Origin of the sequence: Dietzia cercidiphylli, from assembly GCF_014145145.1 — a bacterium.
Classification (GTDB): Bacteria; Actinomycetota; Actinomycetes; order Mycobacteriales; family Mycobacteriaceae; genus Dietzia; species Dietzia natronolimnaea.
This window is the reverse complement of sequence record NZ_JAALEA010000046.1, coordinates 1-12,432: the sequence shown is the minus strand read 5'-3', so window position 1 is coordinate 12,432 and position 12,432 is coordinate 1. Positions and strand designations below refer to the sequence as shown.

At 70.7% G+C, this 12,432-nt stretch carries 13 protein-coding genes; 8 read left to right on the top strand and 5 right to left on the bottom strand.

The features are described from left to right. Positions 1 to 60: 60 nt before the first annotated feature. From G6028_RS02470 to G6028_RS02450, 5 genes are all read right to left on the bottom strand, one after another. Positions 61 to 720, bottom strand: a complete 660-nt coding sequence (locus G6028_RS02470) for a class I SAM-dependent methyltransferase (RefSeq protein ID WP_182652206.1) — start codon at positions 718 to 720, stop codon at positions 61 to 63. A 43-nt stretch (positions 721 to 763) separates the two neighbouring features. Continuing rightward, positions 764 to 1,180, bottom strand: coding sequence for a carboxymuconolactone decarboxylase family protein (locus tag G6028_RS02465; protein WP_338404125.1), 417 nt, complete (start codon positions 1,178 to 1,180; stop codon positions 764 to 766). Next, entirely contained in the window at positions 1,177 to 2,181 is a 1,005-nt protein-coding gene (locus tag G6028_RS02460; protein WP_338404126.1) for an NAD(P)-dependent oxidoreductase, read from the bottom strand. Before G6028_RS02460 ends, G6028_RS02465 begins: the two co-directional genes overlap by 4 nt. 47 nt (positions 2,182 to 2,228) lie before the next feature. Further along, the gene (locus tag G6028_RS02455; RefSeq protein WP_182657941.1) at positions 2,229 to 2,981 is read right to left on the bottom strand and encodes an SDR family oxidoreductase; all 753 of its coding nucleotides are present in this window, start codon (positions 2,979 to 2,981) and stop codon (positions 2,229 to 2,231) included. A 94-nt stretch (positions 2,982 to 3,075) separates the two neighbouring features. Continuing rightward, positions 3,076 to 4,551: an aldehyde dehydrogenase gene (locus tag G6028_RS02450; protein ID WP_179525952.1), complete on the bottom strand. Its 1,476-nt coding sequence runs from the start codon at positions 4,549 to 4,551 to the stop codon at positions 3,076 to 3,078. A gap of 74 nt (positions 4,552 to 4,625) precedes the next feature. On the opposite strand from G6028_RS02450, the gene G6028_RS02445 reads away from it, so the two are divergent. From G6028_RS02445 to G6028_RS02410, 8 genes are all read left to right on the top strand, one after another. Further along, on the top strand, positions 4,626 to 5,198 hold the full coding sequence (locus G6028_RS02445) for a TetR/AcrR family transcriptional regulator (protein WP_179525951.1): 573 nt from the start codon (positions 4,626 to 4,628) through the stop codon (positions 5,196 to 5,198). Between the two features lie 8 nt (positions 5,199 to 5,206). Then, positions 5,207 to 6,421, top strand: a complete 1,215-nt coding sequence (locus G6028_RS02440; protein WP_095717621.1) for a cytochrome P450 — start codon at positions 5,207 to 5,209, stop codon at positions 6,419 to 6,421. Then, positions 6,421 to 7,215, top strand: coding sequence for an SDR family oxidoreductase (locus tag G6028_RS02435; protein ID WP_182616299.1), 795 nt, complete (start codon positions 6,421 to 6,423; stop codon positions 7,213 to 7,215). Before G6028_RS02440 ends, G6028_RS02435 begins: the two co-directional genes overlap by 1 nt. A gap of 92 nt (positions 7,216 to 7,307) precedes the next feature. After that, on the top strand, positions 7,308 to 8,609 hold the full coding sequence (locus tag G6028_RS02430; protein ID WP_095717665.1) for a cytochrome P450: 1,302 nt from the start codon (positions 7,308 to 7,310) through the stop codon (positions 8,607 to 8,609). A 14-nt stretch (positions 8,610 to 8,623) separates the two neighbouring features. Continuing rightward, positions 8,624 to 8,839, top strand: a complete 216-nt coding sequence (locus G6028_RS02425) for a ferredoxin (RefSeq protein ID WP_095717619.1) — start codon at positions 8,624 to 8,626, stop codon at positions 8,837 to 8,839. Positions 8,840 to 8,844: 5 nt separating this feature from the next. Then, complete coding sequence (locus G6028_RS02420) at positions 8,845 to 9,420, top strand: Cif family virulence factor (protein WP_095717618.1); 576 nt, start codon at positions 8,845 to 8,847, stop codon at positions 9,418 to 9,420. A gap of 5 nt (positions 9,421 to 9,425) precedes the next feature. After that, positions 9,426 to 10,709, top strand: a complete 1,284-nt coding sequence (locus G6028_RS02415) for a hypothetical protein (protein WP_338404124.1) — start codon at positions 9,426 to 9,428, stop codon at positions 10,707 to 10,709. Between the two features lie 53 nt (positions 10,710 to 10,762). Next, positions 10,763 to 12,432, top strand: a 1,670-nt coding sequence (locus G6028_RS02410; RefSeq protein ID WP_182657940.1) for an AMP-binding protein, incomplete at its 3' end; no start/stop codon positions are given.

The window sequence follows — 12,432 nt, the reverse complement described above, 5'->3', positions numbered from 1 at the left end:
GGCCGCCCGGGCTCCGGCGATGCGTGGAGCGCGGGCGGCCGGTGGGCGGTCTGACGGGTCCTACGGCATGGGGGCGCCGACCTCGCCGGAGTCGCGGCGCAGGACGCGCAGCGAGTCCACCGCGCGGACCTCGGTGAACTGGCCGGACTCCAGGGCGCGGCAGTAGATCTCGTACGGCGGGCGTCCACCGTCCTCGGGGTTGGGGAACACGTCGTGGATCAACAGAGCGCCGCCGACCGCGACCCACGGGGCCCACCCCTCGTAGTCGGCCTGCGCCGCCTCGGAGGAGTGGCCGCCGTCGATGAACACGAACGAGGCCGGCCTGCCCCAGACCCGGGCCACCTGGCGCGAGGTGCCCACCGCGGCCGTCACCACGTCGTCGAGCTCCGCGTCCCACATCGTGTGCCGGAACGCCACGAGGGTCTCCAGGCGGCCGGTGTGCGGGTCTACCAGCGTGGTGTCGTGGTACTCCCACCCGGGCTGGTGCTCCTCGGACCCACGGTGGTGGTCGACGGTGACGATGCTGCCGCCGGTCACCCGCGCGGCCGCGCCGAGGAAGACGGTGGACCGGCCGCAGTAGGTGCCGATCTCGACCCCCACGCCGTCGCCCAGGTACTCGCAGGCGATCTCGTAGAGGGTGCGGCCCTCGTCCAGCGGCATGAAGCCGGGGGCGGAGAGCGCCACGTCGAGCAGCGCCTGGTCGATCTCGGGAGCGGTCATGGCATAAACCTATCGCCCGTCACCGCGCTCCCGGCCCCCGCCCTCAGCCCTCGCTCCCGGACCCGGCCGCGGCCCGCCGTGCGGCCTTACGGGCGCGCGCCACGTGCGGGCCCACCACGTTGCCCAGCTTGGTGCCGTTTGGCCAGCCCGCGTAGTAGCAGAGGAACAGCACGATCTCCTCCAGCTCCTCGGGTGTGAGCTCGTCGTTGCCCAGCGCGGCGCCCACCTGGATGTCGGCGATGTCCGTGTTCCCCTGTGCGGTCAGCGCGCCCAGCAGGAGCAGGCGGCGGTCGCGGTGGCTCAGGCCCGGACGGGACCACACGCGCCCGAACAGGTGGTCCGCGGTCTCGGCGAAGTAGTCGCCGGGACCATCGGACATCTCGAAGCCGTAGACCTCGGTCATCATGGCCAACCCGCGTTCGCGCTCCGGGGACATGCCGGACCCTGCCGTGTCGCTCATCGTGCTCCCTCGTCGTCGCCGTTGCTGTCGTTGCTGTGGTCGTTGCCGTCGTCGTCCAGCCCGTCGCCCTCGCTGCGGTCACCCACGCCCGCACCCGCGGTCGCGGTCGCGGCGCGGCGGGCGATCTCGCCCGGCCCCACGCCGAACCCGGCACCCAGGTCCCGTAGCGCGATGGTCCCGAGCGGCAGGTCCACCTCCAACCGCTCGCCCAGGGACAACGCCAGCGAGAGGTCCTTCTCGCCGAGGCCCCGGACGTGGGTGAACACGCCGTGCCAGAAGTCGTCGGGGGCGATCGGCGCGGTGGTCTCGCGCAGCATGACCGCCCCGGCACCACCGGTGATGGCGTCGGTGTGCCGGACCACGCGACCGAGCTTGGCGATGTCGATGCCCGCGGCCTCCGCCAGCCGGGAGGCCTCGGCGGCGGCGGTGAAGGAGATGAAGTGCAGCAGGTTGCGGGCGAGCTTCATCCGGGTGCCCGCGCCCACCTCGCCGGCGTGGACCGGCATCGCGGCCCACAGGGCGAACACGGGCTTGCAGGCCTCGTAGACCTCGCGGGGTCCGCCCACCATCACCGCGAGCTCGCCCTTCTCGGCGCCCGGTGCGCCCCCCGAGACCGGCGCGTCCACCAGGTGCACCCCGTGGGTGGCGCACGCCTGAGCGAGCTCTACGGCCGTGGAGTCGGAGATGGTGGAGTGGACCGCGACCACCGTCCCCGGCGCCGCGGTGCGCAGGATCCCGTCGGGACCCTCGACGACGTCCCGCACCTGGGCGTCGTCGAGCACCGTCACCGAGACCAGTCGTGCGGTCCGGGCCACCTCGGCGGGCGTCGCGGCGGCGGTGGCCCCCTCGGAGACGAACGGTTCGGCGGCCTCGGGACGGACGTCGCAGACCACCAGTCCGCCGGGCCACGACAGCAGCCGCCGGGCGATGGGCGCTCCCATGTTCCCCAGCCCGATGAACCCCACGGGCGCGGGGGAGTGCTCGGGTGACCCCGGCCCGATGGGAGAGGCTCCCGGGTCCTGCCCCGCGCTGCCGGCCGGCTGCCCGCTCACGACCTGATGACCTGTCCGCCGTCGACGTTGAAGATCTGGCCGGTGATCCACGACGCCTCATCCGACAGCAGGAACAACAGCATTCCCACCAGGTCCTGGGGCTGACCCATCCGCTTGAGGGGGAGCTTGTCGACCATGTCCTTGACGATGGACTGCGGGGTGGTGGTGCGGTTGGCCTCGGTGTCGATCGGGCCGGGCGCGATGGCGTTGATGCGGATGTTCGACCCGCCCAGCTCGGTGGCCAGCTGCTGGGTCAGGCCGTTGACGCCCACCTTGGCCAGGCCGTAGAAGCCGGAGTAGAGCCACGCGGCGGTCGAGGACTGGTTGACGATCGCGCCACCGCCGGCCGCCGCCATCTTCTCCCAGCAGGCGCGGACCATGAGGAGCTGGCCGTTCATGTTGACCTGCATGAACTTCTGGTAGTAGTCCCACGGCACCGTGATGAGGAAGTCGAGCTTCATGCCGCCGAAGATCGCGGCGTTGTTGACCAGCATGTCCAGCCGGCCGTACTTCTCCACGGTCGCCTCGGCGCACGCGTCGGCCGAGTCCGGGTCCGAGACGTCGGTGTGCTGGAAGAAGGCCTCGCCGCCGGCGGCGACGATCTCCGCCGCCACGCGCTCGCCCTCGGTGTCCGAGACGTCGGCCACCACGACCTTCGCGCCCTCGGCGGCGAGCGCCTTGGCGTACTCCTCGCCGATTCCGCCGGCCGCGCCGGTCACGATCACGGACTTGCCCTCAAAACGTCCCATGTCTGTAGTCTCTGCTTCCTTGGTGTGGCTTGATATGGCTTGATATGGCTTGATATGGCGTGATGCCGGTGGTCGCTCGGGTGCGGGCGGCGCGTCAGGCCGGGGTGGCCACGGACTTGGTCTCGAGGTACTCCTCGAAGCCCTGGCGGCCCATCTCACGGCCGATGCCCGACTGCTTGTAGCCGCCGAAGGGCACGTCGGCGCCGTACCAGACGCCGCCGTTCACCCCGAGCGTTCCGGTGCGGATGCCCGCCACGACCCTCTCGACGCGGCCGAGGTCGGCGCCCCAGACGGCGCCGGAGAGGCCGTAGGGGGAGTCGTTGGCGATCCGGACCGCGTCGTCGTCGCCGTCGTGGGGGATGACGACGAGGACGGGGCCGAAGATCTCCTCCCGGGCCACCCGCGCGGAGTTGTCGAGTCCGGAGATCAGGGTGGGCTCCACCCAGAAGCCCTTGGCCTTGTCCTCGCCGGAGGGGCGCCCGCCGCCGATCTCGACGGTGCCGCCCTCCTCGACGGCCAGTGCGATGTACCCCTCGACCCGCTCGCGCTGCAGTTCGGAGATCAGCGGACCGCACAGGGTGCCGGGATCGGTGGGGTCGCCCGGTGCGAAGGCCGCCATGGCGCCCTTGGCCGCCTCGACGGCCTCGTCGTACCTCTCGCGGGGCACCACCAGTCGGGTGGTGAGGGCGCACCCCTGGCCGGCGTGGGTACAGGCGTTGAGGGCCGTCATGAAGCAGGCGGCGTTCAGGTCGGCGTCGTCCAGCACGACCGCGGCGGACTTGCCGCCCAGCTCGAGGAAGACCTTCTTGAGGGTCTCCGCCGCGGCCACCATGATCTTCTTGCCGGTGGCGGTGGACCCGGTGAACGAGACGAGGTCCACGCGCGGGTCGGTGGTCAGCAGGGCGCCCACCCCGTGGTCCGAGGACGAGACCACGTTGAGCACGCCCGCGGGGATGTCGGTCTCCTCGGCGGCGATCCGGGCCACGGCCGCGGCGATGAGCGGGGTGTCGGGTGCGGGCTTGAGCACCACGGTGCAGCCCGCGGCCAGCGCGGGCCCGATCTTGGCCAGGTTGATCTGGTTGGGGAAGTTCCACGGGGTGATGGCTCCGACCACGCCGATCGCCTCCCGGCGCACCGAGCGATGGGAGCGCACCCCCATCACCTCGGACTCGCCCAGCTCCTCGACCCACTGGTAGGCGTCGACGAGGTCGGCGAGCCAGCCCAGGTCGGCCACGGGGCCCTCCAGCTGGGGCCCGGTGGTGAACATGTGGGGGGCGCCCACCTCGGCGATGGTCAGTGCGCGCAGCTCCTCGGTGTGGGACTGCAGAGCATCCCGGAGTTGCCGCAGACACGCCGCACGGAAGGCATGATCGGTGGACCACGTGGTGGTGTCGAACGCGGTCCGGGCCGCCTCGATGGCGGCGTCCATGTCCTCGGGGCGGGCGTCGGCGGCGCGGCCGATCAGGTCCTCCGTGGCGGGGTTGAGGACGTCGAACGTGCCGCCCCCGGAGGCCGGGCGCAGCTCGCCGCCGATGAGGAGCGGGGCGTCGTAGGTGGTGCTCGTCGTCACGGGGGGCCTTCCGTCGGGTGCGGGTGGACAACTGTCTAGACGATAGTCCGGCGAGTGGTGTACTGTCCAGACACATGTCCAGTGACGTTCGTTTCGAATCCACGCGAAGGCGCCTCAACGGCCAGCAGGCAGAGACCGTCGACCGCCTCACCAGCGCCGCGGTGGAGGTGTTGCGCGAGAAGGGGCCGGGCGGGCTCGCGGTCCGGGCCGTGGCCTCGAGGGCCGGCGTCGCCCCGGCCACCGCGTACACCTACTTCTCGTCCAAGGGCCACCTCATCGCCGAGGTGTTCTGGCGACGCCTGCGTGACCACGTCACCGAGGGCGCCGGCAGCGGCACCACGGTGGACAGGGTGGTGGCGGTCCTGCGGGACGTCGCGATGTTGGTCGCGGACGAGCCCGAGCTCTCCTCTGCGGTCACCGCGGCCCTGTTGGGCGACGACCCGGAGGTGTCCCACCTGAGGATCCGGATCGGCGCGGACATCCGACGCCGCCTGACGGCCGCGCTGGGTGACGAGGCCGACGACGAGGTGATCGACGCCCTGGAGATGGTCTACGCGGGCGCGCTCGTCCGCGCGGGCATGGGCTATGGCTCCTACTCCGACATGGCGGACGCCATCGAGTCCGCCGCCCGACTCATCCTGAGGTGACCCGAGACATGACCACCGCGACTCCAGCCCCGCTCGTGTTCAGCCCGTATGACTACGCCGTACACGAGGATCCGTACCCGTTCTACTCCCGGTTGCGGGCCGAGGCCCCCGTCTACCACAACCCGGATCTCGACTTCTGGGCGCTGAGCAAGCACGCCGACGTCCGTGAGGCCTTCCGTGCGCCCGACGTGTTCTCCAACGCGATGGGGGTCTCCCTCGACCCGGCGGCGTACGGACCGCACGCCTACAAGACGATGTCCTTCCTGGCGATGGACGACCCGAGGCACGCCCGGCTGCGCAAGCTCGTGAGCAAGGGCTTCACCTCCCGACGGGTCGACGCGCTCTCCGAGGGGATCGAACGGATCTCGCGGCAGTACTGGGACGAGTGCCTCGACAGGTCTCGGGACGGCGGCGAGTTCGACTTCGTCCAGGACTACGCGGGCAAGCTGCCGATGGACGTCATCTCCGACCTCATGGGGGTGCCGGAGTCGGATCGCGACGAGCTCCGCCGGCTCGCGGACCTCGTCATGCACCGCGAGGAGGGCGGTCAGGACGTGCCCGAGGACTCGATGGTCGCCGCCTTCGACCTCATCGCCTACTACCAGGGCATGGTCGCCGACCGGCGGAAGCAGCGGACCGAGGATCTCACCTCGGCGCTCATCGACGCCGAGATCGACGGGGAGAAGCTGGACGAGGACGAGATCCTGTCCTTCCTCTTCCTCATGGTGGTGGCGGGCAACGAGACCACCACCAAGCTGCTCGCCAACGCGATGTTCTGGGGCCACGAGTACCCCGACCAGTCGCGACTGGTGATCGACGACCCGGAGCGGGTGACCGACTGGGTCGAGGAGACCCTGCGCTACGACACCTCCAGTCAGTTGGTCCTGCGCACCACGACGCAGGAGGTCACGGTCCGCGACGTCACCATCCCGGCCGACCAGAAGGTGCTCCTGCTCATCGGCGCGGCCAACCGCGACGAGGAGGTGTTCGAGGACTCCGGGGCCTTCCTCCTGGGCCGGGACACCTCCGCGAGCCTGAGCTTCGGCCAGGGGCCGCACTTCTGCCTCGGCGCGCACCTCGCGCGACTCGAGGGGCGGATCGCGCTCGACCAGATCTCGCGGTCCGTCACGGGGTACGAGATCCTGCCCGGCGCCGAGCGCGTGCACTCCTCCAACGTGCGTGGCTTCGCCCGCCTGCCCATGCGCGTCGAGGTCAGACGCTGATGAGCCTGAAGTTCCCACCGCAGCGGGACGCGGCCGACCGTCCCGCCCTCGTCACGGGCGCCTCCTCCGGTATCGGTCGCGCCTCCGCGGAGGCGCTGGCCGCACTCGGGCACCCCGTGGTCGTGGGGGCCCGCCGCGCCGACCGCCTCGACGACCTCGTGGGCCGGATCCGGGAGGCCGGGGGACGGGCCACCGCACGACCGGTCGACGTGACCAGCGCGGAGTCGGTGGCGGAGTTCGTGGCCGCCGCCGGTGAGGCGTACGGCCCTCCCGAGGTCCTGGTCTCCAGCGCGGGCACCCTGAAGATGGCCCGCGTGTGGGAGATGGAGCCGGACGACTTCGCCTCGCAGATCGACATCCACCTGCTCGCCGTGCAGCGGCTGCTCCACGCGGTGGTCCCCGGGATGGTCGATCGCCGTCGGGGCGACGTGGTCCTGATCGGCTCCGACGTCGCCTACACAGCCCGGCCCCGCTCCGGGGCGTACGTCGCGGCCAAGGCCGGCCTGGAGACCATGGCCCACCAGGCCCGCAAGGAACTCGAGGGCACGGGGATCCGCCTCGGCGTGGTCCGCCCGGGCCCGGTGATGACCGAGATGGGCACCGAGTTCGACCCGGAGACCGCGGAGTCGGTCATCAACGACTGGGTCAAGCACGGCTTCGGTCGTCACCCGCGCATGTGTAAGCCGGCCGACCTCGCCCGGGGGGTCGCCGCCATGGTGTCGATGCCCCGCGGCGCCCAGATCACCGAGCTGGAGATCCAGCCGGAGGCCCCAATCGAGGAGGACTACTCGTGACCAGTACCGACAGCTCCACCGACAAGCCCACGGACTTCTCCACCCTCACCGAGCCGCGTCGGGTCTCCGGCGGCGAGGGGGAGCTCGGGCACATGGACGAACTCCGTACCGACCCGATCGGCCTGTTCTGGCGGGTCCGTGAGGAGTGCGGCGACCTCGGCGTGTTCAAGATCGTCGACCGCGACATCTGCCTGGCCTCCGGGGCGGCCGCGAACGAGGCCTTCTTCCGTGCGCCGGACGAGTCGCTGGATCAGGCCGCCGCCTACCCGTTCATGACGCCGGTGTTCGGTGAGGGCGTCGTGTTCGACGCCAGCCCCGAGCGCCGCTCGGAGATGCTGCACAACACCGCGCTGCGCGGCGAGCACATGCGCCAGCACGCCGTCACCATCCCCCGCGAGGTCCAGCGCATGGTGGGCGAGTGGGGCGACGAGGGTGAGATCGACCTCCTCGAGTGGTTCTCCGAGCTCACCATCTACACCTCCTCGGCGTGCCTGATCGGTCCGAAGTTCCGCGAGCAGCTCGACGCCCGGTTCGCGCACCTCTACCACGATCTCGAGCAGGGCACCGACCCCCACGCGTACATCGACGCCTACGCCGACATCCCCGCGTTCCGCAAGCGGGACGCGGCGCGCGCGGGGCTGGTCGAGTTGGTCTCCGGGATCATGGACCAGCGGATGGCCGAGCCGCCGGCGAGCAAGGAGGACCGCGACCTCCTCGACGTCCTGGTCTCCGTCAAGAACGACGACGGCACGTACCGGTTCACCCCGGACGAGGTCACCGGCATCTTCATCTCCATGATGTTCGCCGGACATCACACCACCTCCGGTACCAGCGCGTGGATGCTCATCGAGCTGCTCAAGCACCCGGACTACCTCGCGCAGGTGGTCGCCGAACTCGACGAGGTCTACTCCGACGGGGCCGAGTACAGCTTCGGGGCGTTGCGTCAGATGCCCAGGGTCGAGAACGCCCTGAAAGAGACGCTGCGTCTGCACCCGCCGCTGATCATCCTCATGCGGGTGGCGCAGGAGGACGTGCAGATCGGCGACCACGTCGTCCGCGCCGGGCAGACCGTCGCGGCGTCCCCCGCGGTCTCCAACCGGCTGCCGGAGGACTTCCCGGACCCCGACTCCTTCGACCCGGAACGCTATGCCGAGCCGCGCCAGGAGGACATCGTCAACCGGTGGACCTGGATCCCCTTCGGCGCCGGACGGCACCGCTGCGTGGGCGCGGCGTTCGCCCAGCTGCAGATCAAGGCCATCTTCTCGATCCTGCTGCGGGAGTTCGAGTTCGAACTCGCGCAGCCGCCCGAGAGCTACCACAACGACCACTCCAAGATGGTCGTCCAGCTGGCCCAGCCGTGCACCGTCCGCTACCGGAGGAGGCAGCGCAGGTGAGCGGGCAGCAGCCGATGCGGGTGGAGGTGGACTTCGACCTGTGCCAGGGGCACGCCGAATGTCAGGCGGAGGCCCCCGACTGGTTCACGGTCGGCAAGGGCTCCGAGGCCAAGGTGCGTGCCAAGCGGGGCGTGGTCCCCGACGACCAGCTCGAGGCCGTCAAGGCCGCCGTCAAGTACTGCCCGACGCAGGCACTCCGCCTCGTCGAGAACCAGACCCACCAGGAGTGAGTGACGTGACCCGATACGACCGCGCCGAGATCGCCGAGTTCGTGCAGCGCTGGATCGAGGCCAACGCCGAGTGCGAGCGCAACAAGGACTGGACCCCGCTCGCCGACTTCTACGCCGAGGACGCCACCTACGGCTGGAACTACGGCACCAAGGACGACTTCATGGCCGTCGGCCGGGACGAGATCCGCGACATCGCGCTGGGCCAGGAGATGGCCGGGCTCGACGGCTGGGAGTACCCCTACATCCGGACCATCATCGACCCCGAGACCGGCGACGTGCTCTGTCTGTGGAAGCAGATCGCCCGAGACACCGTCGACCCGAAGACCGGGAAGCCGTACGAGGTCCACGGGCTCGGCGGGTCGTGGTTCCTCTACAACGGTGACCAGCAGTGGAAGTGGCACCGCGACTTCTTCGACTTCGGCAACGTGGTGGACCTGTTCATGCGGATGTACGAGGCCGACGCGCTCACCGATTCGATGAAGGCCCGGTTCGAGGCGGCCGGGGACAAGCCGGCCGGGTGGTACCGCATCGAGGACAGCCCGGCCCCCTTGTGGCCGGTGTCCGCCCCGGACGAGGTCTGAGTCCGGTGGCCGCGCGCGACCGGATCGTCAACAGCGACCCCCTGGAGTCCCTCGACCACGCCAGGCTCGCCAGGCTGCTGCCCGACCTGCTGCTGATCGGCCAGCTGATCGACCGCGCGGGGATGCCGGCCCTGCTCGGCGAGTTCGGTGTGGACGGGATGCGCGATGTGGCGATCGAGGAGTGGCAGGCCGCGAGCCCGCACTACACCCGGCGCATGAAGGAGGCGCTGTCGATCACGGGAGACGGCGTCGCGGAGATCTTCAAGGGCTTCCAACTGGATGTGGGGGCGCCGCCGGAGTTCATGGACTTCCGGTACGCGGTCACCGACCACGACCACGGCGAGTTCTGGCTCGACCACTGCGGTGCGCTGATGGACGTCGAACCGATGGGGGACCGGCTCGTCACCACGATGTGCCACGACATCGAGGACCCCACCTTCCCGGCCACCGCGCTGGCCACCAACCCCCGGGCCGTCGTGGAGCCCGTCCACCGTCCGCCGCGCAGCCCGGAGGGCCGGACGCCGCACTGTCACTGGACCGTGCGGATCGACCCGGATTCAGAGCCGGCGGCGTGGCCCGAGCCGGCGGTCGAGTCCGCGAGCAGCCGGTTGATCGACTTCGCCTTCGAGCCGCCGGAACCGCGGGACACCACCGGTGAGGGCCCTCGGGACGACTACGCCGGTCCGCTGTTGACGGATCTGAGCTTCCCCGAGTTCACCGCGGCCGCGCTCGTCCGCATGACCCGCGAGGTGTACCTGCAGATGCACCTGCTGGCGGTGGGTTTCCACCAGTCGGTGCGTCGCCGGTCGGACGCCGAGACCGCGGACCGGCTGCTCGCCTACCAGGCGACGGGGATCGCGGGGGTCGCCGCGGGACGGATCCGCGACGTCCTCGGCGTGGAGGGGGACGCACACGGGTTGGCCGCCGTGCTCGATCTCCACCCGCTGGCCGGTCCGACCGCCTACACGGGGTACTCGTCGTCGGTCTCCGGCGACGGCGCGAGCGTCACCGTCACCTGGGACACCGCGGCGGACGCGTTCGCCGACGACACCTGGATGCCCCTGCTCGCCCGGGACGGCCTGCGCCCCCTCGCCGCGGCGGCACAGGCGGTCGACCCGCACTGGACCGTGGAGCGCGTGCCCTCGGACGGCTCCCGGGTCGAGGCCGTCCTCCGGCTCGGAGACGTACCAGCGAAGGAGTCCGACGAGGTCGCCGTCACCCGGATCAGCACCGGGGCGGCGTTCGACTTCGGACCGGCCCGCACGCCACTGCCCATCACCCCGGTCTGAGACCGGACGCTCGCCCGAGACAGCACACCCGACCCCGTCACGGAGGACACCACATGGCACACAACCTGGCCGACCTCTTCGAACACGCCGTGGACGCCTACGGCGCCGACCGTCTGGCGGTGGTGGAGGGCGAACGTCGTCTCACCTACGCCGACCTGGAGGCCGAGGCCAACCGGTGGGCCTCGGCGCTCGCCTCCCTGGGCGTCGGGGCCGGCGACCACGTCGGTGTGCACCTGCGCAACGGGGTGGACTGTCTGGCGCTGATCCTCGGAGTCCTCAAACTGCGGGCGGTGACCATCAGCATCAACTACCGCTACTCGGGCCCGGAGCTGCGCTACCTCTACGACTACTCCGACACCAGCGTGCTGGTGTTCCACCGCGAGTTCGGCGCCGCGGTGACCGAGGCCGTACGAGGGCTCGACGCCGTCCGGCACACGATCATGGTGGAGGACGGCTCGGGCGTCGACACCCTTCCGGACGGTGTCCTCCCCGCCCGCGAGACCCTGGAGGCGGCGTCGGCGGAGCGCCCCGGGGTGGAGCGGAGCGGCGACGATCTCTACCTGGTGTTCACCGGTGGCACGACGGGCAAACCGAAGGGTGTGATGTGGCGTCAGGAGGACCTGTGGCGCAGCCTCGGAGGTGGCGCGGACTACCACACGGGTGAGCCGGTGCCCGACGAGTTCCACCAGTCCAGGGCGGGTCTGGGCGGTGACCCCATGCGCTACCTCATCCTGCTCCCGCTCATCCACACTTCGGGCATCATGCCCAGCTTCACCGGCCTGTTCGCCGGCGGCACCATGCACTACCTCCCGAACTTCCGGGCCGCGGACGTCCTGGAGGAGATCGAGACCGAGAAGATCCAGGTCGCCGTGGTGGCCGGTGACGCGATGGTCCGGCCACTCGTGGATCTGATGCGGCGGACCGACCCCGACACCTCGAGCATGTTCATGGTCTCCTCGGGAGCCGCCCTGTTCTCGCCCTCGGTCAAGGCGGACCTGCTCGAGCTCCGTCCCGATCTGATGATCATGGACGCGTTCGGCTCGTCCGAGGGCGGCTTCGGCGGCCTGGGCGTGGTGACCAAGGCCGATCTCGACGACGGGTCGCTCTTCGCCGACCACGGACCACGGATCCCCAGGGGTACCACCCTGCAGCTCGTCGACGACTTCGACGAACCGCTGCCCGACGACTCGCAGGAGATCGGCTGGATCGTCAAGAGCGGGTACCAGCCCGCCGGCTACTACAAGGACGAGGCCAAGACCGCCGAGACCTTCCGGGAGATCGCCGGCAGCCGCCGGGTGTTCACCGGGGACCGCGGACGGTACGACGGCCCCGACACGATCATCATGCTTGGCCGGGCCAGTCAGGTGATCAACTCCGGCGGCGAGAAGATCTTCGCCGAGGAGGTCGAGGCCGCGCTCAAGGCGGTGGCCGGGATCGAGGACGCCGTGGCGTTCGGGGTCCCGGACGAGCGGTTCGGGCACCGGGTCGGCGCCGTGGTCCAGTGGGCGGATGCCGCACAGGGCTCATCGCCGGACTCCTCGCCGGGCACCGGCCCGCGGGACCTCGACGCCGTCGGGCACGCCCTGCGCGAGCACCTTGCCGGGTTCAAGATCCCCGTGGCGTACTGGGTGGTCGACCGCGTCGAACGCCATCCCAGTAGCAAGACCGACTACGGCTGGGCGCGCCGTCTGGTGGCCGAGCGTGCCCCCGACCTCGACCGGCG